The organism is Olsenella profusa DSM 13989, assembly GCF_030811115.1.
GTDB lineage: Bacteria > Actinomycetota > Coriobacteriia > Coriobacteriales > Atopobiaceae > Olsenella_F > Olsenella_F profusa.
Window position 1 is genome coordinate 2,477,395 of record NZ_JAUSQK010000001.1, and the last position, 22,377, is coordinate 2,499,771.

The window sequence follows — 22,377 nt, forward strand, 5'->3', positions numbered from 1 at the left end:
TTAGCCCCTCCTTCTCTTCATCTGGTTGGCACCCTCCCCTGGCATGATGCGGCGGGCATCGAATACGGAGGGCACGCGGCTCACGACCGTAAGCAGGCCATTGAGCAGCGACGCGTCCGAGATGGCCACGAGAAAGCGCAGGCGTGCGACCCCCTGCGAGGTGGTCTGGGTCGCCGCGGAGAGGATGTTGCCGCCCGCATCGCCCACGGCGATGATGACATCCTTGAGCAGCCCCATCCTGTCCGTGGCCTCGACGACGATCTCCACCTGGAACTCCGTGGCACCCGACGCGTCCCACTCCACGTCCACCATGCGCTCGGGATGCGTCCGCCTGAGCCCGATGGCATTGGGACAGCTCGCACGATGCACCGAGACGCCGCGGCCGCGCGTGATGAACCCAACGATATCATCACCTGCGACGGGATTGCAGCAGTGAGCCAGATGCACCAACACATCGGGATCGCCCATGGCGACGACGCCACAGCTGCTGCGACGGCGTCGGTCGGACGCACGGCGCGCCTGGACGTGCGCGAGCGGCATGTCCTCGCTGATGGCACGCTCCTTGGCCTGTGCCTCGGCCACCTGGCGCTCGCGCTGTGCCTGCTGCTCGGGAGAACCCTCCTCGAGCACGGCGACCACCTTGTTGCAGGCCGACCTGACGGACGTCTTGCCCGAGCCGATGCTGGCAAGCAGACCATCCACTTGACGGAAGTCCATCTCGCCCGCCACGCGCGCGAGCGCCTTGGTCGTGCGCACGGTGGAGATGCCATAGCCATGCTTGCGCAGCTCGTGCGCCAGGTCGCTGCGGCCCTGCTCGGCGTCGTCGGTCTTGGAGAGCGTGGCGAAGTACTTGCGTATCTTGGCCTTGGCCGAGGGGGTGGCCACCAGGCTGAGCCAGTCATGGCTGGGCTTTGAGTTCTTGTTGGTGAGGATCTCCACGCGATCGCCACTCTCGAGATGATACGAGAGCGGCACCACCGACCCGTTGACCTTGGCGCCCACACAGTGGTTGCCCACCTCGGTGTGCACGGCATAGGCAAAGTCGAGCGGCGTGGAGTCGCGACGCAGGCTCATGACCTCGCCCTTGGGGGTGAACACGAAGATCTCGCCCTCGAAGAGGTCCACGCGCAGGTTGTGGAGGAACTCATGGGCGTCCTCCATGCTGTCGTCGTCCACGGTCCAGTCGAGGCTGCGACGAATCCAGTTGATCTGGGAGTCCACGCTCCTGTCGTCCGCGCTCATGCGGCCCTCGGAGTTACCCGAGCGCTTGTAGAGCCAGTGGGCGGCAATGCCGTACTCCGCCTGGCCGTGCATCTCATAGGTGCGAATCTGTATCTCGATGGGACGTGTGTCGAGCCCAATGACCGTGGTGTGCAACGACTGGTAGCCATTAGGCTTGGGCATGGCGATGTAGTCCTTGAAGCGCCCGGGCAAGGGGTGCCAGAGCGTGTGGACGGCCCCAAGGGCGGAGTAGCAGTCACCCACGGTACGGGTGATCACGCGCAGGGCAATGAGGTCGTGGATGTCCGAGAACTCCTTGCCCTTGCGGTGCATCTTCTGATGGATGGACCACAGGTGCTTGGGGCGGCCCGTGATCTGATAGCTCGAAAGCCCCACGGAGCGCAGCTCGCCATCGAGCGTCTTGATGGCGAGCGCGGTGGCCTCCTCGCGCTGAGCGCGAGAGTCCTGTACCATGCGGGCGACGCGCTCGTACTCGTCCGGCTCGAGGTAGAAGAAGGCCAGGTCCTCAAGCTCCCACTTGATGGAGCTGATGCCCAGACGGTCAGCGAGCGGGGCATAGACGTCCATGGTCTCGCGTGCCTTGAACGTGCGCCGGTCGGCGGGAAGCGCCGCGAGCGTGCGCATGTTGTGCAGGCGGTCGGCCAGCTTGATGATGACCACACGGATGTCCTTGGACATGGCCAGAAACATCTTGCGCAGGTTGAGGGCCTGCTTCTCGTCCATGGAGGAGACCTGGATGGACGTGAGCTTTGTCACGCCGTCCACAAGCTCCATGACGGTGGGACCAAAGAGTCCCTCGAGGTCTCCCAAGGTGGCCGGGGTGTCCTCGACGGTATCGTGAAGCAGCGCCGCACAGATGGGCTCCTCATCCATGTGCAGATCCTGTGCGAGAATGAGCGCCACCTCGACGGGATGGTTTATGTAGGGCTCACCCGAACGCCTGCGTTGGGTGGCATGAAAGCGCACGGCGAAGTCATAGGCAAGGCACACCTGCCTCAGGGCATCGTCATCAAGGTAGGAGCGACACGTCTCCTTGAGGACGCGCCAGTTGTCCGCCTGGGGTGGCGCAAGGCGGGCGCTGTCCGTCCCCCCTGTCATCGTAGTGCCCATCGTGTCATCTACCTCGCACATTTCACTGCGCCCGGGGCCCACCGTGGCCCGCGGGCTAGAGCCGCTGCCCAAAGCTCGGCATGATCGGGCGTGTGATGCGGCGCTCAAGTTCCTCCTGATTACAGGAGAGTACCCAATTTTTGAATGACTCGAACTCGTCATAGGCGGCAAGCCCCGAGAGATAGCGGCTCGAATGCTCCAGGCAGGAGCGCCTGGGATGGGGCTCGAGCGTCACCAGGCGACCGTCACCCTCGGGCCGCATCCTCACAAAGCCCAGCTCCTCGAAGATGGCAAGCGCAGATGCGGCCTCGTCAGCCTGCACCCGTAGGCCGGGACGCACCCGCGCCGCGGCCTCTCCCACCTGCTCGGGCGTCAGCACGGCGCCATCTCCCGCGCACAGCCCACGCAGCGCCACGAAGATGTCGCGCAGCAGGTCACGCTGGGGTGCCGCGGCCATGAGGATGGACTCATTGAGGGTCACGTCACGCTGGCAGAAGCACAGGTGGACGAGGGCATCCTCGCCATCCCTGCCGGCGCGGCCGCTCATCTGGTTGAACTCGACCGCCCCAAAGGGCAGGTGATAGAGGACCACGTCGCGCACGTCGGGAAGGTTGACGCCTTCGCCAAACGCGCTTGTGGAGACGATGCAGGAGATCTCGCCCGAGCGGAAGGCGCGCTCGATGCGCCCACGCTGAGCCCGTTGCATGCCCGCATGGTAGAAGGCGATGTGGGGGGCAAGGTCGGGCACGCTCTTCCTGAGCGTGCGGGCGAGCGTCGAGGCACCAGAGCGACTGTTGACGTAGACGATGGTCTTGTCCCCCGCGGCAACGACGCTGGCAACGGCGAGGTCGCGGTCGCGCACGTGACGCATGTCCCGCACGTGCAGGTTCTCGCGACTCGTGGCATCCACGATGACGCCATCCTCGGGAATGGAGAGGAGGCCCATGAGCTCACGGGCTGCCTCGTCATCCGCCGTGGCGCTGACGGCGAGCACGGTGGGGTCACCCAGCTGCGCAAGCACGGGCGAGAGCTGGGCGTAGGCATCGCGACCGTGCCGCTGTGCCGTGCCCCCGTGGTGCGCCTCGTCCACCACCACAAAGCCAACGCGGCCCGTACGGGCAAAGCGCCCGGCATGGATGGCCAGGAACTCGGGCGTCGTGAGCACGATGGAGCAGGTGCCACAGGACAGTTCGGCAAAGGCCCGGGAGCGCTCGCCGCCGGGCGTCTCGCCCGTGAGCACCCGTACGCCCACGCCAAACGGCGCGAGGCGACCCGCGAGGTGGAAGATCTGATCGGCCACGAGGGCGCGCAGGGGATAGACGAAGATGCTCGCGCGGCCATGGGCAAGCGCCTCGCGCGCGGCATGCAGCTGGAAGATGAGCGACTTGCCGCGCCCGGTCGCCATGACGCATAGGGTGTTCCCTCCCCGCTCGAGACGATCGAGGGCGGCGCGCTGCGCGGGCAGGAGCGGATGCCCGCCGATGAGGGCATGGCGCAGGCAATCCGTGAGCTCGCCTGTGCCCATGGAGGAAAGGCCCTCGGGAACGGCGAGGCGTGACGGCTCGGTCGCGGCGGGCTCGGCCGACGGCGCATCAACCGTCGAGACGCCCTGCGGCACCGCACCGTCACGATAGAGGATGTCGTGCACCATGAGCTTGGGCTTGGTGTGGCCCTGCCAGGTCTCGCTGACCGGCTCGAACACGAGGTCGACCACCTCGTCGCATGCGACCGCACGGTTGATGTCGGGCGTGCGGAACATGATGCCCGGTACGCTCGACATGCCATCCGAGGCCAAAAAGCGCAGGTGATTGCCATTGGCACCCACCTTGGAGCGGTTGCGCATGAACACGCTGGGAACACAGAAGAGCGGCTTCTTGTTGCCCTGGCCAAAGGGCTGCAGGACCTCCAGGGAGTCGATTCCCTCCACCGTCATCTCGTCCAGCGAGACGAGGCCGCACACCTCTCCCCGATCCTCGAAGTCCTCTGCGGGAACCTGGGCAAGCACTTGCCGAAGACGCTCGCGAAACGCATCGAGCCGGGTCACCTCACAGGTGACGCCCACGGCACCGGCGTGGCCGCCAAAGCGCACGAGCACGTCCGAGCACAGGTCAACGGCCTTGAAGAGGTCGACGGAGCCCACCGAGCGCCCCGATCCGCGCGCCACGCCACCCGTGACGGAGAAGACCAGCGACGGCACGTGGTAGCGACTGGCGAGCCTGCTGGCCACGATGCCCTTGACACCCTCGTGCCACCCCTCGCCGGCGACGACGATGGCGCGTTCTCCCTGGTAGAAGGTGTCAACCTTCCTGAAGGCCTCCTCTGCGAGGGACGCCTCGATGGCGCGGCGCTCGGTGTTGATGGCCTCGAGCCGACCCGCGAGCGTGGTGGCCTCGGCGGGATCGTTGGTGTAGAGCAGCTCGAAGGCCACGTTGGTCTCGCCCATGCGCCCCGCGGCATTGAGGCGCGGGATGAGCGAGAAGGGCAGGCTGTCAGCCGTGACCTGCGAGAGGTCGACACGCGCCGTGGCACAGAGCGCCATGATGCCCGGCCTGCCCGTGTTGCGGAGACGTTCGACGCCATCCATGACGAGGGCGCGATTCTCGCCCGTGAGCGACATCATGTCGGATATGGTCCCCAGGCAGGCGAGCTCGGTATAGGGGCGCCACACGGCGGGCCGTCCCCTCCTGCGCCCCAGCTCCTGGAGCAGCTTGAGCGCAACGCCGGCGCCGGCCAGCTCTCGCGAGGGACAGTCCCGCTCGATCTTGGGATCGGCCACGGGCACGCCCTCGGGCACGAGGTCCGCCGGCTCATGGTGGTCGGTGATGACGACATCGATGCCCTGGTCGCGCAGCCAGGCAACCTCCACCTTGGCGGCGATGCCATTGTCCACCGTGATGATGAGCTGGGGGGAGCAGTCACCAATCATGCGCGCGAGGGCAGGGCGCGAGAGCCCGTAGCCCTCGGTGAAGCGATCGGGAATGTAGGGATGCACGTCGGCCCCAAGCTCGGTGAGTCCCAGCGTGAGCAGGCTCGTGGCGCTCATGCCATCCACGTCGAAGTCGCCAAAGACCGCGATGGTCTCACCCGCGTCCACGGCCGCGTCCACGCGATCGGCCGCGGCGGACATCCCCGGGATGACGAGCGGGTCGAGCCAATCGCGCTCGAGGGAGGCGGAGAGGAACGCCGTCACCTCGGCCGGATCGCCCATGCCACGCGCGACGAGGGTGCGCGCCACGATGGGCGAAACGCCGCACGCGGACACGATGCGGCGCTCCGCCTCGGCGTCTGCGGAGAGGATCTCCCAACGCACGCTGTCCCTGATGCCAGGCACGCTAGACGCGCCCCTCGTCGCCGGCGGCGGGGGCGACCGCCGCCCGACCGTACTTGGCCTCGCGCTTGGCCCACTTGGGCTCATGCGTCTTCCAGATGGCAAGCAGGGGACTTGCGACGGCAAAGCTGGAGTACGTGCCCAGAAGCTCGCCCACGAGCATGGCGAAGGCGAAGTCCTTGAGCGTGGCCCCGCCCAGGGCCAGCATGGCAACGACCGGCACGATGGAGGTGAGCGTGGTGTTGATGGTACGGATGAACACCTCGTTGATGGAGTAGTTGGCGATCTGGTAGTACGTGCGGTGCGCGCCGTCATGCAGCTGCTTGGCGTTCTCGTTCATGCGATTGAACTCCACGACCGTGTCATAGAGCGAGTAGCCCATGATCGTGAGCAGCGCCGCCACCACGTTGGGCGTGATGGCAGTCTGCGTCCATGCGTACACCCCGAGGGTGATCAGCAGGTCGTGCAGGAGGGCGACGATGGCCGTCAGCGACATCTTCCACTCGTAGCGCAGCGAGACGTACGCGATGATGAGCACGATGGCCACACCAAACGCCATGGCCGAGGAGCGTGTGACGTCGCTGCCCCAGTCGGGGCCGATGGTGGTCACGGTGTAGCTCTCGTTGGCGAGACCAAGGGCGGACGCGGCGGCGGAGGCATGGGCGTTGGCCGTGGCGGGATCCGTCACGTCGGAACGGACCAGGAAGCCGGCGGCAGCATCCGTGACGGTCGTCTGCACGGAGGGGTCGACCTCACCGGCGGCGAGGAGCGCATCCCTCATCTGGGAGATGGTGACGTCGCCAGTGTCATGGAAGTCTATCTCGGAGCCGCCCTTGAACTCGATGCCAAACACGAGACCCCGAAACGCAAGGCCGACGATGGCGAGAACGACGAGCACGGCGGAGAGGCACAGGAAGGTCCTGCGATGGGGCATGAAGCCAAGCTCCTTGGAAAAGTGGCTACGCATGGGCCACGCCCCCCTTCCGAGCCGCGCCCATGCGGGTGCGCTCAGCCTCCTGTAGATCCTGCGCGACGCCCCAGAAGCGAGGGTGGTGCTCGATCTGGCGACGGGCGAGCAGGCGCAGCACCGGCGCCTTGAAGCAGAACATGGTGATGACGTCGCACACGATGCCCAGGGCGAGCGTGAGGCCAAAGCCCTTGACGGAGCCAACGGCCACGAAGAAGAGGGCCAGGGCGGTGACCATGGTGACGGCATCGGCATCAAGCGAGGTCTGGATGCCATGCCTGGCACCCGAGACGGACGCCTGCCGCACCGAGCGGCCCATGCGGATCTCCTCGCGGAAGCGCTCGAGCACCAGGATCGAGGAGTCTGCCGCGGAGCCTGTGGTGAGCACGACGCCAGCCAGGCCCGGCAGGGTGAGCGCAAAGGCCCCAAAGTGCGAGAGCAGGGCCAGCAGACCCAGATAGAGCACGGCGAACACGCCAAGCGAGCCCATGGTGAGCAGGCCCAGGCCATGATAGAAGAGGAACAGGTACACGATGACGATCGCCACGCCGACGGCGATGGCAAAGATGCCCTGATGCAGGGAGTCCTGGCCGAGCGTGGGCCCCACGACACGACTCTCGGAGTAGGTGAGCGTGACGGGCAGCGACCCCGAGTCAAGCACCGTCTTGAGCTGCTGGGCGTCATCGAGCGAGAAGTGGCCCGTAATGGACACCTGTCCATTGGTGATGGCCGACTGCACCACCGGCGCAGAGTCGATCACGCCATCGAGCACGATGGCGATGCGACCCCTTGTCGCCGCAAGCTCACTCGTGACGTCGGAGAACCTCTTGGTGCCCTCGTCATTCAGCGTGAGGTTGACGGAGTAGCCGCCGCCAGCCTTGGTGTTGTCCTGTGAGATGGTGACGTGCGATATGCATGACCCGTCCATGAAGGGGGTGTAGGTCCCCTCCTTGAGCTCGATGTCCTTCGAGTTGGGGCTGTCGAGGCGCGCAAGGGCGTCGGCATCGCCGATCTGATCCACGCGTACGAACTCGAGGTGACCGGTCTGGCCAAGGGTGTCGATGACCTCGTCGGCATTGGTCGCACCGGGAATCTGGATGAGGATGGAACTCGAGCCCTGCTGCTGCACCGAGGTCTCCGCCGCGCCCAGCGCGTTCACGCGGTTCTGGACGATGGAGGTGGCGGTGACCATGTCGCCCGACGAGGGCGTGCTGCCATCCGCGTTCTGCGCGCGCATGATGACGGACACGCCGCCCTGGATGTCGAGGCCCGTGGTGATGCGCTCGCCCAGGGGCGTGAAGCCAAGGACGCATACGCCCAGCACCACGACGAGCACGACGAGCGTGGAGACGTACCTGCGGACCTGTGGGCTCATGCGCCTTGGACCCGAGCCATGATGGGCACCTCTGCCTGCGGCCTTGGCGCCGTCGTCCCCCATCTCCTTCCAGCGGTCGACACCGCTCTTGGCCTTCCTGCGACCCGATTCCCCTGCCATTGGACTCTCCCCGTAGGGGGCTTGCGCCCCACGTCATATGAACCTCGCTATGATACCTCAGTGGAACTTCAGGAGGCCATCAGACAACGGGTCACCACGCTGCGTGCACCAAGGGCCACGCGGCCCCTACCAGTCCTGCGCCGCAGGAAGGCCCTCCCATGTGCTCACGAATGCACCGTAGCGGCCCGAGATGATGGCCTCGCGGGCGCGGCGCATGAGGTCGAGCAGGTAGTACAGGTTGTGCAGCGAGAGCAGGATGGGGCCGAGCATCTCCCTCTGCCTCACGAGGTGGTGCAGGTAGGCCCTTGTGTAGCCGCCCATGCACACCGGGCAGGTGCAGGCGTCGTCAAGCGGGCCACGGTCGTGCGCGAAGCGCGCGTTCTTGAGGTTGAGCCTTCCCTCGCTCGAGAACGCCGTGCCCATGCGTGCCGTGCGCGTGGGCAGCACGCAGTCGAACATGTCGACGCCACACGCCACGCCATGGACGAGCGTCGTGGGGTTGCCCACACCCATGAGATAGCGTGGCTTGCCTTGGGGCATATGCTCGCTGACGAGCGGGGCGAGCGTCTCGAACATGGTCTGGTGGTCCTCCCCCACCGAGTAGCCACCGATGCCATAGCCCGGAAAGTTCCCGCACTCCTCGAGGTGCCTGAGCGAGCGCAGGCGCAGGTCCAGATGCATGCCGCCCTGCACGATGCCAAAGAGTGCCTGGTCGGTGCGGTCGTGCGATCTAAAGCAGCGCTCGGCCCACATGCCGGAGAGCTCCACGGCACGCTCCACAAGGGGACGCGGCGCAGGATAGCCAGGGCACTGGTCAAGCTGCATCACGATGTCCGCACCAAGCCTCTGGGCGATCTCCATGTTGTCCTCGGGAGTCCAGTGCACGTAGGAGCCATCATAGTCCACGGTGCGAAACGTGACGCCGTCATCGGTGAGCTTGGTGAAGTCGCCGTGGCTGAACACCTGGAAGCCCCCGGAGTCCGTGAGGATGGGTCCATGCCACCGCATGAAGTCGTGCAGGCCGCCCATCTCGGCCACGAGGTCCGCGCCGGGACGCTGCGAGAGGTGATAGGCGTTGGCCAGGATGATCTTGGCACCAAGCTCGCCGAGCTGGCCGGGCAGGATGCCCTTGACCGTCGCCTTCGTGCCCACAGGCATGAAGATGGGCGTGGGAATATCACCGTGCGGAGTGTGCAGCACCCCTGCACGCGCATGGGTGGCGGAATCCGTTGCCACCACGTCGAAGGTAAACCATCTATGCTCGCCCACGGCGCACCCCCTCAGCCACATAAGAGAAGCCCGGCACCACGAGGGTGCCGGGCTCAGATGGTACTACCACGCGAGAGCTACTCGGAGAACAGCGCCTCGTCATTGTCCTTGAGGGCAAGGATCGCGTTGAGGGCATCCTGCTCGTCGGGGCCGTCGCACGCAATCTCGACCTTGGAGCCCGTGCCCAGACCGGCAGCCAGAATCATCATGATGGACTTGGCATTGACGGGAGCGGTGCCCTTGTTGAGGTCCTTGATGGTGATGGCGCTCTTGTGCTCCTTGGCAACCTGCACGAACTGGGATGCGGGACGAGCGTGAAGACCAGTGGCGCTCACGATAGTGACCTGCTTGGAAACCATAGGAATCTCCTTCTTGTTGGGGGGACGCCACCGAATGTGGGCCCGTGCCGTTTGCCGTTGGATAAAGGGTACATCAAATGCCAATCGAATTCATGCATAAGAGACAGACAATCGAACAATGATTGCACAAGCAACGTTTTTTGGATGGTGAGAAGGTGCCATGCCTGGATTATCCGGGGGCGCACGCCCCGTCAGGTGGCACGTGCGGTAGACTCTTGCGTGCGGGCGTACGATGCCTTTGGTATGACGACACAGGGAGCACTGGGTACGAGGGGAACGCATGGCTGAGGAGCCCAATCGCATGGATGGCATCACCGACGAGCCCGGTGGGGACGCAGACCCCCAGGGTGGCGCACTCGAGTCGCTCCGAAGGGGCATCTCGGCCATCCAGAGCGTGCACGAGGCCACTCGTCAGCACGCGGATGCCCGCAATGCCTCCAAGCAGCTGAGCGACCAGATCGCCGCCGACACCAAGACGCTCGAGCATCGTGAGCAGATCGATCGCGACTTTGCATCCATCGTGAGCGAGCAGGAGGCAGAGCGCGCCAAGGCATCTGCCGCACTGGCAGGCGCCCGGAGCACCGCACAGCAGCTCGAGGAGACCATCGCCTCCCTCAACGACCAGCTCGCGAGGATGAAGCAGGACCATGAGGAGTCGCTGCGCCCCTACCGCGAGCTCATGGAGTCCGCGAAGGGGCGCTCCGATGACGCCGCGCGCTCCCTCTCCGAGGCACGCCGTGCGGTCAAGGCCGCCGAGTCCCAGGTGGCCGACAGCGCCAAGCATCGGGAGCAGCGCATCGCCACGGCCAACCGCGCGGCGGACAACGCCCAGGATCGCCTACGCCGCGTCGAGGCGGAACTCACCAGCCTGCAACGCGATCCCTCCTCCTCCCCGTCCGCCGTCTCCAAGATGCAGAGCGAGCTGGTAAGCGAGCAGGCGCACCTTGGTTCCGCGCGTGACGAGGTCGCCCGCGTGACCGAGGAGTGCCGGCGCCTCGTGGATAACGCCCAGACGCACCTGTGGACGCAGCGCCAGTCTCTCGAGACCATCGAGAACAAGGCCAACCAGGCCAAGGAGGAGGCGACGGCGCATCGGGAGGAATACGAGCGACTCTACAACGCCGCCATGGACGAGGAGAAGGCCCTCTCCGACCGCATTGCGCAGGAGCGCGCCAATCAGGCGGGTGCCCAGCGTGATGCCGACGATGCCCAGCGGCGTGTCGATGCCGCAGACGAACGGCTCTCCGAGGCACGCGAGATTCACACCACGCCCCAGGTGACGGCGGCGCTCCGCGACGCCATCGCGGCCAACAGGCGACAGCTTGACGTGCTTGCAGCCGAGATCGATCGGTTGGCCGAGAGGGAGCAGGCGCTGCGGGACCAGACGCGCCGCCAGCGCTACGTGGTGTTTGGCATCGCCGCTGCCGCCATCATCCTCATCCTGCTGGTGGTCTGGCTCCTCACCCTCATCCTCTAGCGCCGCACGCTAGAGGATGAGCATGGCATCGCCAAAGCTCAGGAACCTATAGCGCTCGTCCATGGCCGCCTGATAGGCACCCATGATCTGCTCGCGCGTGGCAAAGGCCGAGACCAGCATCATGAGCGTGGAGCGTGGGGCGTGGAAGTTGGTGATCATGGCATCCACCACGTGGAACGTGGAGCCCGGCATGAGATAGAGGTTGGTGGTGGCGTCCCTGCGCTCCACGATGTCGCCCCGCCCCCGCATGCGCGCGGAGTCCGCCGCATCCTCAAAGCGCTGCGCGACGCAGGCGGGCTCAGAGGTGGTGACGTCTGCGGCGAAGGCGCTTTCCAACGAGCGCACCGAGGTGGTTCCCACGGCAATCACGCGATGGCCCGCCGCCTTGGTGGCATGCGCGGCATCCACGACCTCCTGTGAGACGTGATAGCGCTCGGTGTGCATCACGTGCTGGGTGGGGTCGTCCTCATCGACGAGACGGAAGGTGTCGATGCCCACCTCCAGCTCGACGGTCGTCCAGTCGACACCCCTGTCCCCGATGCGCTCGATGAGCTCGGGCGTGAAGTGCAGCCCCGCCGTCGGTGCCGCCGCGGAATGCTCCTCGTGCATGGCGTAGACGGTCTGATACCTCTCGGGGTCCCCCTCGTACTCGGTGATGTAGGGCGGCAGAGGCACATGCCCGGCCTTGTGGATGGCCGCATCGAGCGTGAGGCCACCCGCTGGCTCGAAGCGCACGAGGCGCCCGCCCCGGTTGTCGTCCAGATAGTCGATGACCTCGCCGATGAGCACAACGGGCCGGCTCAGCGGAGCGTGAACGCCCCCCTCGTGGTACTCGATGCGCGCGTTCCGCTTGAGGCGCTTGCCCGGCTTCACGAGACACTCCCACACATGGCCGAGGGCATCCAGGTCCTCGCGCCGCTTGAGCAGGAGCGTCTCGGCGACGCCGCCCGTACCCTGCTTGTGGCCCATGAGACGGGCCGGCAGCACGCGGGTCCTGTTGGCCACCAGCAGGTCGCCGGGGTCAAGATAGTCGATGACGTCCCTGAAGCGCCCATGCTTGATGGAACCGTCCTTTCGATCGAGCACGAGCAGGCGGCAGGAGTCACGCGGCTCCACCGGCTCCTGGGCAATGAGCTCATCGGGCAGTGGATAGTCAAAGTCATCGGTACGCACGGGTTCCTCCATGGTTGTCGATCGTTGGCGCACCAGGGACGTACGTCGGCATGAGCCTCACGAGGCGAAGGCCGGGCCGACAGAGCGGCGCGTAGCCTTCTGGGCCTTGCGCGCGTCGCGCGCCACGTGCCGCTCGAGGGCCGCCTCGGCAGCCGAGAAGCGACAGCCGCAATAGCTCTGGCGATACATCCCCAGCACCCGGGACTCGCGCGTCGCCTCGGGGTAGTACGGACGGAAGTCGCGCCACACGGCCGTGAGGCCATATGCGGAAGCCAGCGACCGCAGCACGTCCCCACAGACGTCGAAGAGCTGATAGGGCGAGACGACCAGCGTCGTGGAGATGTGTGTGAGCCCCCGGTTCTGGGCCACGCGACAGCTCTCGGCCAAGCGCAGCGCATAGCACGTCCGACAGCGACGGGCGCGGTCGAAGCCGGCGGGTGCCACGACACGCTCCCAGGCACCGCGGTCATCCCCCGCCACGATCACCTCCACCCGCGCCACATCGTGCGCCCAGCTCCTGAGCGTCTTCAGGCGGCGGTCGTGCTCGGCCAGGGGCTGGATGTTGGGGTTCGTCCAACAGATGGTGGGCTCGAACCCCTCCGCCCGCAGGAGCCGTATGGGCTCCAGGGAGCACGGGCCGCAGCAGGCGTGCAGCAACAGTGGGATGCGTTCGCTCTGTGTCATGGTACCTCACCCCCCGTGTCATCCGTCCGTTCAACGGATTGTAGGCCATACGCGTCCGCGGTGTCGCGCTACCATGGGGTCATCGTGGAAAGGGGTCATCATGCAACTTGAGGTCAGGTTGGACGAGCAAGGCTTTCTGCCGGATGCCTTTGCGAAGCACGCTCCCTCTTCCAACAGGGTGGATGGTACGCCCACGCGTTCGTTTCCCTTTGACGTAACCGACATCCCTACGGCTGCGAGGGCTCTGGCGATCGCGTTCATCGACTACGATTCCATCCCGGTCTGCGGCTTTGCCTGGATTCACTGGACCGCCGCGCTCAGGCTGCCCCCGGAGGGGGGTGGGCGACTTCTCGTGCCCGAGAACGCCTCCAACCTCCAGGCCTTTGGCATGGTGCAGGGGCGCAACTCGTCTGCCGCGGCGCGGGGCGAGGCGGGCAACCCACAGGTGGCCCATCGCTACAACGGTCCCCAACCTCCGGACGGGGCACATGTCTACACGCTCTATGTCCACGCCCTGGACGACATGCCCACCCTTAGGGAGGGATTCTGGGCAAACAAGCTGGTCTGGGCCATCAAGGGACATGTGCTCGCCACGGCGCGGGCAGACCTGCCGGCACGCGCATAGGGACACAGGGGGCAACATCCCCACCACCGGACCTAGCCCGTGCATCCTGTGCGCATCGCTCCGCGCGTGTCTCCCTGGAGGCGCCCTTCTCCATCCGTGTGGGTGCCGATCGATTCGTGTGGGTGCCTTTCTCCCGAGGGGAGCCGACGCATCCGCAGGTCGCAAAACCTGCCTTGGGAGAAGGGCACCCACACGAGGCACATGCGACCGGCCGCCGCACACCGTGCTACGATGTCGTTGGAAAAGCGACGCACACGGCTCACATGCGCACCCCCCGCACCCCTAAGGAGTGGACATGGCACCACAGAGCACCCCTCCCAGCGACAGGGGACTCTCCCCCCAGACGGCAGCGGCACGCCACAGGCGTCGCCAGCTGCTCGCACGTACATCCGGCTACGAAGAGGCCGCCGAGCATGCCGTTGCCCACATGCCCGCCTGGGCACGCGAGCACCTCCCGGCACTGCGCACCTCAAGGCTTCTCTCCGGTCTCACCGATGCCCAGATCGCCACCGCCCTCCCCTGTCTGGGCGCACAGCCACGTCACGTGACGCAGGGCGAATACCTGCTGATTGCCGGAGACGTCGTCACCCGCATCTATGTGATCCTGGAGGGTGGCGTCAACATCGTGCAGGAGGATTGGTGGGGCAATCGCAACATCATCGCCGACGAGGGCCCGGGCGATTCGTTTGCCGAGGCCTATGCCTTCACGCCCCAGCAAGTGGGCATTTCGGTCATCGCCACGCAGCCCACGCTCATCGTCTCGCTTGAGGCCAACGCCGTCATCTCGACCTGCAGGGCCACCTGCCCCTTCCATGCGCACCTTATGGAGAACCTCGTGCGAGCCCTGTGCGAGCGCAACCTTCGCCTCAATGACAAGCTCTCATATCTCTCCCAGCGCACGACGCGCGAGAAGCTCCTCACCTACCTGGTCGCCCAGTCACGTCGTGCCGGCAGCACGAGCTTCAGCATTCCCTTCGACCGCCAGCAGCTTGCGGACTTCCTCTCCGTCAACCGCAGCGCCCTCTCCACCGAGCTGGGAAAGATGCGCGACGAGGGCCTCCTGGAGTTCAGGCGCAACACGTTCACGTTGCATCTCCCCACATCGGGCGCGCACTAGCAGGAGTGCCAACAAAAGCGGGGAGCAGCCCGAGGGCCGCTCCCCACCCATGACCCTGACAAGGGCGAACGAGGCTAGCTCCAACCCTTGCCCTCGGAGCCAAACTCACGGATGAGTTCCTTGGTGCGCTCGACGATGGCAGTGCGGCCAGGCTTGAGGAGTTTGCGGGGATCGTAGCCCTTGCCCTCCTTGTCCGCGCCACTCTCGATGTACGTGCGGGTGGCCGCGGCGAAGACCAGCTGGAGGTCGGTGTTGACATTGACCTTGGAGACGCCCTCGGAGATGGCCCTCTGGACCTGGTCCACGGGGATTCCGCTTCCCCCATGAAGGACGAGCGGCAGGTCGCCCGTGAGGGCCTTGATCTCGGCGAGGCGCTCGAAGGAGAGGCCGGCCCAGTTGGCGGGATAGATGCCATGGATGTTGCCGATGCCGCAGGCAAGGAAGTCGACGCCCACATCCGCGATCTGCCTGCACTGCTCGGGGTCGGCGAGCTCGCCCTGCGAGGTCACGCCATCCTCGGTGCCACCGATGCCGCCGACCTCGGCCTCGACGGAGAGGCCCTTGTTGTGGGCCGCCTTGACGACCTCAGTGGTGCGCTGGAGGTTGGTCTGGAAGTCGGGCTCGTGCGAGCCATCGTACATGACGGAGGTGAAGCCCGCGTCGATGCACTTGAAGACATCCTCGTAGGTACCGTGGTCGAGGTGCAACGCCACAGGCACCGTGATGTCCTTGGCCTCGACGAGGTCCCTCACGATATCGGCGACGATCTTGAAGCTGGTCTGCCACTTGGCGGCGCCGCTCGTGCACTGGATGATGACGGGAGACTGGAGCTCCTCGGCAGCATCGAGGATCGACGTCGCCCACTCGAGGTTGTTGGTGTTGAACGCGCCCAGGCCATAGTGGCCCCTCTCCGCGCTCTGGAGCATAGCGGTAGCGTTGACAAGCATATGTACCTCCATCTATTGGGATGATACGGCCAGCCACATCATACCTCAGCTCATTTGGGCCGAGTCGCTGATATCGTGAAATTATGGGGCGTCTGGCCCCGAACCGCATGCGAGGGGTAAAGATATCAGCCAGAGCGGTGATTGGAAAGGGTGACACGTCTTGACAAGCCTCAGGTCAGACAGTGATACGCAGGATGATGGACGGGAGGAGGAGAAGCAGACGGTTCTCAGCGAGGTCTCCTTCTCCGCGATTGCGGCAAGTGGACTCGCAGCCATCGTATCGTTTCTCCTCTCGTCCCAGATAGGTCTCACGGGATCGCTCATTGGCGTGGGCGTTGCCGCTGCGGCATCCGCCCTCGCATCCCAGGTGTTCAAGTCGGTCTTTTCCAAGTCGGCAGAGAGGATACGTGGTAACCTCGCCAGCGACGGTGGCCCAGCAGGCAATGGGGACTCCTCATCTCCCGGCGGCCGCACCCGACACACCGACGCGGCGGCGGACGTCACCACCGTACGCACCGCCCCCCTCGCGGGCACATCCACGCAGGGCGCCTCGGCCAATGCCCCGCAGGCACAGAAGGCAGGGATGGGCACGACCCCCGTTGCGCCCCAGCGCCTGCGTGTCGCCTCCGAGAAGCGCCGGCAGCTGCTGCTGCGCCGTCGCATAGCCATCGCCACGGCCATCGTGGCGGTCGTGGCCGTGGCGATCTACGCCATCCTCGTCAACGCGGCGACGGCCGGCAGGGGCATCGGCACCACCCCCGGTCGCACCACCGTGGAGGAGCAGCAGAAGAGCACGCCATCCACTTCCTCCCAGACGGAGGAGAAGATGGCTCCCAACAGGCAGGAGGCCCCCACGGGAGACGGCTCGACCACGGAGGGCACTGGTTCCTCCACCGAGGGCGACTCCTCCTCGACGGGTGGCACGACCGGCGGCTCCTCTACGGACGCGAACGGCTCCAATGGCAACTCCACCGGTTCTGGCGACTCCACCGGTGGTTCTGGTGGATCCGGCACTACGACGGGCGACAAGGGAGGGAGTGGCAGCTCCAACGGATCTGGTGGCTCGAGCGGCGATACCACGAAGAAGCAGGACGGCGGCTCCAATACGGGTGGCTCGGGTAGCGGGGGATCCACGGGAACCACCAGTGGCCAACAGACGAGCACGAACGGCCAAGGCGGCACCAGCAGCGGTTCCCCGAGCTCCTTCAGCAGCAGTGCGAACAGCTCGCACTAGCCTTCGTCCCAGGACGCGTCCATAACGCCTGTCCCGTGGGTGCCGCACAGTCGCCGCACCCACGGGACATGATCCGCCACCAGTGCTCACAAGGAGGGAGGATGGCATGGGAGCGCCGGACGCCCTACAGCTGACGCAGGGCGTCCACGAGGGCGACCTTGCCCTCGGTCCTCTCGTCCTTCATCTTGATGACGCGAGCCGGACAGCCAGCAACCACGGCAGCTGCGGGGACGTTCTCCACGACGACGGCACCAGCCGCCACGACGGCGCCCTCGCCCACATGGACGCCTTCGATGACAACGGCGTTGGCCCCCATCATGACGTTGTCCTCCACGATGACGGGCGTGGCGCTCGCCGGCTCCACGACGCCGGCGAGCACGGTACCCGCGCCGATGTGACAGTGGTCCCCCACTATGGCGCGGCCGCCCAGGACGGCACCCATGTCGATCATGGTGCCGGCACCGATGTGCGCACCGATGTTGATGACGGCCCCCATCATGATGACCGCGCCATCGCCGATCTCCACCTTCTCGCGAATGAGCGCGCCCGGCTCGATGCGGGCGTTGATGCCCTTGAGATCGAGCAGGGGCACGCCGGAGTTGCGCCGGTCGTTCTCGAGCATCACGTCCACGATGCGACCGTCCGCCCGGGCCTCCTCGAGCACCGGGCCAAGCTCCCCCCAGTCGCCAAAGACGACCTTGCTCGTATTGTCACCAAAGACGTGCGAGCCCTGCGGGTAGTTGACCAGCGCGCCGGGCGTCTCCCTCACATAGGCCTTGACCGGCGTCTTCTTGGGTGCTGTGGCAATGTAGGCGATAATCTCCCGTGCGTCCATGGGCACATGTCCTTTCCGTCAGCCAAACATGAGGTCATCGAAGGTGTAGGAGCCCGCGGGGCGGCTCACCAGGCGCTTGGCCGCCGCGAGGGCACCCATGACGAAGATCTGGCGGCTCGTGGCACGATGCGTGAGCACGACCTCCTCGTCCGGGCCAAAGAAGTGGACCTCATGGGTCCCAGCAACCGTACCGCCGCGCAGGCTGTGCACGCCGATCTCACGCGGGGGACGAGCGCCCACGAGGCCCTCCCGGCCGTGCGTCACCGTGCAGGCACCCTCGGGATCGACGGCCGCAAGCAGCAGATTGGCGGTGCCTGAGGGGGCATCCACCTTCTGGTTGTGGTGAGTCTCCACTATCTCGATGTCAAAGTCCCCGAGCGCACGGGCCGCCTCCGCGGCGAGGCGCCGCACGACGGCGACGCCAAGCGAGTAGTTGGCCGACCAGATGACGGGAGCCACCTCGCCCAGGCTGCGGATGGAGGCAAGCTCGCCCTCGTCAAAGCCCGTGGTGCCGCTTACGAGGGCGGCATGCGTGCGCCTCACGTAGGCCAGCGTGTGGGACAGCGATGCCCTGTTGGAGAAGTCGATGGCCACGTCCGCGGCGGGTGCGGCCTCGTCCAGCTCGGCACAGTTGTCCACGTCGTAGGTGCCCAGCAGCTCGAACGTGCCGTCAGCCGCCAGCGCGTCCGCCATCAGCCGGCCCATGCGACCACCGCCGATGAGCACCGCCGTCCTCGTGTCGTCTGCCATGAGATGCCCTCCCTATTCCGCCGCAATGAGGCCACGGTCGGCGAGCGCAGCGTAGAGACGCTCGCGGCTCGCGTCGGCCAGGGGCCACAGCGGCTGTCGATAGCTTTCCGTGATGAGGCCCATCCTGGCCAGTGCGGCCTTCGCGGGGATGGGGTTGACCTCGCAGAAGAGCGCATGGATGAGCTCCAAGTTGTCCAGCTGGATCCTGAGCGCACCTGCGGCATCGCCCGCCTGCCACCGTGCGACCAGCTCATGCACCGTGGCAGGGGCAACGTCGGCCCACACGGAGATGACGCCCGAGCCGCCCAGGGACAGGATGGGCACGACCATGTCATCGTTGCCGCTGAACATGCGGAAGTCGTCGCTCACGTACCGCGCCGCCATCGTGGCATAGGCGATGCTGCCCGACGCCTCCTTGAGACCCCAGGCGTTGGGGTGCGCGGACAGGCGCGCCAAGTTGCGCTCGCTGATGGAGCAGCCCGTGCGCCCAGGGATGTTGTACAGGATGCAAGGCACGTTGACGGCATCGAGCACGGTCTTGAAGTGGTGATAGATGCCGTCCTCGTTGCTCTTGTTGTAGTACGGCGTGATGAGCAGCAGGCCGTCCACACCCAGCTTCTGCAGGCCCAGGCTCTTGCGCAGCGACTCGTCGGTGGAATTGGAGCCCGAGCCACCGATCACGGGGATGCGTCCCGCCACGCGCTCGACCACGAGGCGAGCGACGTCGAGGTCCTCCCTGTCGGTCATGGTGCTGGACTCGCCCGTGGTGCCCAGCACGAGGATGCCATCCGTGCCGTTCTCCAGGTGGAAGTCCACCAGACGCCCCAGGGCATCGAAGTCGACGGAGCGATCCTCCTTGAAGGGCGTGACGAGGGCCACGATCGATCCCGTGAGCTTGGTCATTTCCATGTGAGCCTCCTTCGAGAGGGTTCCTGCGAATGCGCGTGCGTACCGCACGGGAAGGCGCCCCTAGGGGCGCATGGGTGTTCGCGTGGGCAGACGCTCGTATACGGGCAGCACGTCAAGCGTGGAGAAATAGTCCGCAGGCGTCTCGGCACGGCGGATGAGCTCCACCCTGTCATCCTCCTTGAGCAGGAGCTCCGCCGAGCGCAGGCGGCCATTGTAGTTGTAGCCCATGGAGTGGCCATGGGCGCCCACGTCGTGGATGTAGAGGAGGTCGCCCACCTCGACCTCGGGAAGCGGCCGGTCGTTGGCGAGGCGGTCCGCGTTCTCGCACAGCATGCCCACCACGTCGTAGCGGCGGCACGCGGGCTCGTCCTCCTTGCCCATCACGGTGATGTGGTGGTAGGCATCGTAGAGCATGGGACGCATGAGGTTGGCCGCACAGGCATCGACGCCCAGGTAGTGGTGGTAGGTGTCCTTCGTGTGAATCACCCGTGTGACGAGGGCGCCATAGGGGCCGGTCATGAAGCGCCCAAGCTCGCAGGCCAGGCGCACATCGCCCATGCCCGCCGGCACGAGCAGCTCATCGAATGCCTGGTGCACGGCCGCGCCGATGGCCAGGATGTCGTTGTCCTCGTCCTGTGGCCTGTAGGAGATGCCCACACCGCCCGAGAGGTTGACGAACCCCACCGTGATGCCGCACTCACGCCGCACGCGCACGGCCAACCCAAAGAGGGTGCGCGCAAGCGCCGGATAGTAGCCCATCCCCAGGGTGTTGGACGCGAGCAGCGCATGGATGCCCAGCTCCGTGACGCCGCGCTCGGCGAGCATGCGGGCCGCGGCGAGCAGCTGCACCTCGGTGAGGCCAAACTTGGCGTCCTCGGGCGCGCCGAAGATGCCGTTGGCGAAGGCGAAGCTGCCACCCGGGTTCACCCGCAGGCTCACCGTGGCGGGGTACGCGCAGCCCACCGCCTCCACGGCGGCGTCGAGGGCCTCGACATGCGTGATGTCATCGAGGTTGATGGTGGCCCCCAGGCGCAGGGCATGCTCGAACTCGCCGGTCGGTGTGTCATTCGACGAGAACATGATGTGACCGCCGGTGATGCCCATGGCCTCCACCAGCAGCAGCTCCGTCTCGCTGGAGACGTCCACACCCCAGCCATCCGCGGTGACGAGGTCGATGATGGCGGGATTGGGGGTGGCCTTGACGGCAAAGTACTCGCAAAAGCCGGGGCTCCAGGAGAAGGCCTCCCGCACGCGCGCTGCGTTGGCGCGTATGCCCGCCTCGTCGTACAGGTAGAACGGCGTGGGATAGCGCGCAGCGATGGCCTCGAGCTGCCCGACCGATGCGAATGGGACCTTGTGTGACACGCTTGCTCCCCATCGTCCTCGCTGCGCTCAAGCACCCGCCGGACGCGGGGATAGCTCAACCGCAGAGTTCCCTGCAGACAGTCCCGTGGGTGTTCCCCGCGGACCCACCGCCCCACCGTACCCGGCAGGGCGATTCGGCGGCTTGGCCTTTGCGTGGGGTCCCTGCCCGCCGGCTCGCCCATGCGTCATCCGTTCCGCACCTCTATCGCTTGAGCTGATTGTACGGCGCACGGCCGCGCGCCGCCACCCCGTAACCAGATGGAATTGTGGGCGCATGCCAAGCGCGCACCCGTTCTCGCTAGAATGGCACAAGAGACGGAGGCGCCCCATGACCATCCACGAGCCCACGATCGAGCTGCTCACTCGCTACCGGCGTGACCTGCATCAGATTCCCGAGGTCGACTTCGACCTGCCCGAGACCCTCACCTACGTGCGTGACGTGCTCGAAGGCATCGCACGCGAGACGAACGGACACCTGGGACGCGAGGTCGTGCGCCTCGTCGAGCCATGCCGCTCGACCATCTGCTGCATCTTCGACCGCGAAAGCGAGCATGCGACGGCCATCCGCTCCGACATGGATGCCCTGCCCGTGACGGAGCGCACGGACAGCCCCTTCGCCTCGCGCCATGCGGGCAGGATGCACGCCTGCGGCCACGATGGCCACATGTCCATGGTGCTAGGCCTGGCGGGATGGCTGGCCCTTCACCTTGGGGAGCTGCCGCACACCGTGGTGCTCGTGTTCCAACCTGCCGAGGAGACCACCGGCGGGGCCAAGGTGGTCTGCGAGTCCGGCATCCTCGACGAGCTGTGCGCCGATCGCATCTTTGGCTTCCACCTGTGGCCCGACCTGCCCCACGGCCAGGTGGCCAGCCGCCCCGGGCCACTGCTTGCCGCCGCCAACGAGACCACCGTCACCGTGAGGGGCCGCGCCTCCCACATCGCCAGGGCCGAGCAGGGAGCAGACGCCCTGCTCGCCGCCTGCCATGTCGTGGATGCCTGCTACGGCTACATGGACGAACGCCAGGCCGAAGAGCCCTGCCTCCTCAGATTCGGGCACATGACGTCGGGATCCGTACGCAACCAGATCAGTGACGCAAGCCGCATCGAGGGGAGCCTGCGCACATTCTCGATTGCCATGGGCGAACGCTGCCGCCGCGAGCTGCCCGAGTGCGCCGAGCGCGCGGCGGAGCTCCTGGGCTGCACGGCTGAGGTCGGCTTCTCCGAGGGCTACCCACCCGTCGTGAACGACGAGGGACTGTTCGGGAAGGCTGCCGTCGTGCTCCCCGACCTCGGGGACGTCCCCGAGCCGTTGCTCATCGCCGAGGACTTCGCCTGGTACCAGCGGTGCTTGCCCGGTGTGTTCCTGCTGCTTGGCACGGGAACGGGCATACCGCTGCACTCCGACACCTTCGCCTTTGACGAGGCCGTCCTCATGCGCGGCGTAGAGGCATACGAGCGGCTCGTCATGCTGGCGTAGCCGTGGATGGCCTC

General features: G+C 66.2%; 18 protein-coding genes and 1 riboswitch. Of the genes, 5 read left to right on the forward strand and 13 right to left on the reverse strand.

What is annotated here, in order from left to right; all coding sequences use genetic code 11:
- From J2S71_RS11510 to J2S71_RS11535, 6 genes are all read right to left on the reverse strand, one after another.
- Nucleotides 1-2,340 (reverse strand): RelA/SpoT family protein, encoded by a 2,340-nt coding sequence (locus tag J2S71_RS11510; RefSeq protein WP_307392039.1) that lies wholly within the window; start codon nucleotides 2,338-2,340, stop codon nucleotides 1-3.
- Between the two features lie 67 nt (nucleotides 2,341-2,407).
- Entirely contained in the window at nucleotides 2,408-5,683 is a 3,276-nt protein-coding gene (recJ, locus tag J2S71_RS11515) for a single-stranded-DNA-specific exonuclease RecJ (protein ID WP_307392040.1), read from the reverse strand.
- A gap of 1 nt (nucleotide 5,684) precedes the next feature.
- Nucleotides 5,685-6,647 carry a protein translocase subunit SecF gene (gene secF / locus J2S71_RS11520; RefSeq protein ID WP_021726105.1) on the reverse strand — a complete coding sequence of 321 codons (963 nt, stop codon included), beginning with the start codon at nucleotides 6,645-6,647 and terminating at the stop codon, nucleotides 5,685-5,687.
- The gene (secD, locus tag J2S71_RS11525; protein ID WP_307392044.1) at nucleotides 6,640-8,142 is read right to left on the reverse strand and encodes a protein translocase subunit SecD; all 1,503 of its coding nucleotides are present in this window, start codon (nucleotides 8,140-8,142) and stop codon (nucleotides 6,640-6,642) included. Before secD ends, secF begins: the two co-directional genes overlap by 8 nt.
- 126 nt (nucleotides 8,143-8,268) lie before the next feature.
- Nucleotides 8,269-9,411, reverse strand: a complete 1,143-nt coding sequence (tgt, locus tag J2S71_RS11530) for a tRNA guanosine(34) transglycosylase Tgt (protein WP_021726066.1) — start codon at nucleotides 9,409-9,411, stop codon at nucleotides 8,269-8,271.
- A gap of 77 nt (nucleotides 9,412-9,488) precedes the next feature.
- Complete coding sequence (locus J2S71_RS11535) at nucleotides 9,489-9,770, reverse strand: HPr family phosphocarrier protein (protein ID WP_021726094.1); 282 nt, start codon at nucleotides 9,768-9,770, stop codon at nucleotides 9,489-9,491.
- A gap of 280 nt (nucleotides 9,771-10,050) precedes the next feature.
- Here J2S71_RS11535 and J2S71_RS11540 point away from each other — a divergent pair, with 280 nt between their 5' ends.
- On the forward strand, nucleotides 10,051-11,247 hold the full coding sequence (locus J2S71_RS11540) for a coiled-coil domain-containing protein (protein WP_307392051.1): 1,197 nt from the start codon (nucleotides 10,051-10,053) through the stop codon (nucleotides 11,245-11,247).
- A gap of 9 nt (nucleotides 11,248-11,256) precedes the next feature.
- On the opposite strand, the gene queA is transcribed toward J2S71_RS11540, so the two are convergent.
- Together queA and J2S71_RS11550 are read right to left on the reverse strand one after the other, a co-directional pair.
- Nucleotides 11,257-12,420: a tRNA preQ1(34) S-adenosylmethionine ribosyltransferase-isomerase QueA gene (gene queA / locus J2S71_RS11545; RefSeq protein ID WP_040651624.1), complete on the reverse strand. Its 1,164-nt coding sequence runs from the start codon at nucleotides 12,418-12,420 to the stop codon at nucleotides 11,257-11,259.
- Nucleotides 12,421-12,477: 57 nt separating this feature from the next.
- Nucleotides 12,478-13,104, reverse strand: coding sequence for an epoxyqueuosine reductase QueH (locus J2S71_RS11550; RefSeq protein ID WP_307392056.1), 627 nt, complete (start codon nucleotides 13,102-13,104; stop codon nucleotides 12,478-12,480).
- A gap of 100 nt (nucleotides 13,105-13,204) precedes the next feature.
- Here J2S71_RS11550 and J2S71_RS11555 point away from each other — a divergent pair, with 100 nt between their 5' ends.
- Both J2S71_RS11555 and J2S71_RS11560 read left to right on the forward strand, forming a co-directional pair.
- Nucleotides 13,205-13,729 carry a YbhB/YbcL family Raf kinase inhibitor-like protein gene (locus J2S71_RS11555; protein ID WP_021726041.1) on the forward strand — a complete coding sequence of 175 codons (525 nt, stop codon included), beginning with the start codon at nucleotides 13,205-13,207 and terminating at the stop codon, nucleotides 13,727-13,729.
- A gap of 295 nt (nucleotides 13,730-14,024) precedes the next feature.
- On the forward strand, nucleotides 14,025-14,846 hold the full coding sequence (locus J2S71_RS11560) for a Crp/Fnr family transcriptional regulator (protein ID WP_021726104.1): 822 nt from the start codon (nucleotides 14,025-14,027) through the stop codon (nucleotides 14,844-14,846).
- A gap of 74 nt (nucleotides 14,847-14,920) precedes the next feature.
- Here J2S71_RS11560 and fba read toward each other — a convergent pair whose 3' ends face one another.
- Nucleotides 14,921-15,793: a class II fructose-1,6-bisphosphate aldolase gene (gene fba, locus J2S71_RS11565; protein WP_021726185.1), complete on the reverse strand. Its 873-nt coding sequence runs from the start codon at nucleotides 15,791-15,793 to the stop codon at nucleotides 14,921-14,923.
- A gap of 160 nt (nucleotides 15,794-15,953) precedes the next feature.
- Here fba and J2S71_RS11570 point away from each other — a divergent pair, with 160 nt between their 5' ends.
- The gene (locus J2S71_RS11570; RefSeq protein ID WP_021726202.1) at nucleotides 15,954-17,027 is read left to right on the forward strand and encodes a hypothetical protein; all 1,074 of its coding nucleotides are present in this window, start codon (nucleotides 15,954-15,956) and stop codon (nucleotides 17,025-17,027) included.
- A gap of 124 nt (nucleotides 17,028-17,151) precedes the next feature.
- Here J2S71_RS11570 and dapD read toward each other — a convergent pair whose 3' ends face one another.
- From dapD to J2S71_RS11590, 4 genes are read right to left on the reverse strand one after another with little or no spacing between them, the layout of a single operon-like run.
- On the reverse strand, nucleotides 17,152-17,862 hold the full coding sequence (gene dapD / locus J2S71_RS11575) for a 2,3,4,5-tetrahydropyridine-2,6-dicarboxylate N-acetyltransferase (protein WP_021726033.1): 711 nt from the start codon (nucleotides 17,860-17,862) through the stop codon (nucleotides 17,152-17,154).
- An 18-nt stretch (nucleotides 17,863-17,880) separates the two neighbouring features.
- Entirely contained in the window at nucleotides 17,881-18,612 is a 732-nt protein-coding gene (dapB, locus tag J2S71_RS11580) for a 4-hydroxy-tetrahydrodipicolinate reductase (protein ID WP_021726160.1), read from the reverse strand.
- A 12-nt stretch (nucleotides 18,613-18,624) separates the two neighbouring features.
- Nucleotides 18,625-19,521, reverse strand: coding sequence for a 4-hydroxy-tetrahydrodipicolinate synthase (gene dapA / locus J2S71_RS11585; protein ID WP_040651620.1), 897 nt, complete (start codon nucleotides 19,519-19,521; stop codon nucleotides 18,625-18,627).
- A gap of 60 nt (nucleotides 19,522-19,581) precedes the next feature.
- Nucleotides 19,582-20,886, reverse strand: coding sequence for a diaminopimelate decarboxylase family protein (locus J2S71_RS11590; protein ID WP_021726028.1), 1,305 nt, complete (start codon nucleotides 20,884-20,886; stop codon nucleotides 19,582-19,584).
- A 43-nt stretch (nucleotides 20,887-20,929) separates the two neighbouring features.
- A riboswitch (Lysine riboswitch) is annotated at nucleotides 20,930-21,099 on the reverse strand.
- Between the two features lie 115 nt (nucleotides 21,100-21,214).
- Here J2S71_RS11590 and J2S71_RS11595 point away from each other — a divergent pair.
- Nucleotides 21,215-22,363 (forward strand): M20 metallopeptidase family protein, encoded by a 1,149-nt coding sequence (locus J2S71_RS11595; protein WP_307392068.1) that lies wholly within the window; start codon nucleotides 21,215-21,217, stop codon nucleotides 22,361-22,363.
- The last annotated feature ends 14 nt before the right edge of the window (nucleotides 22,364-22,377 follow it).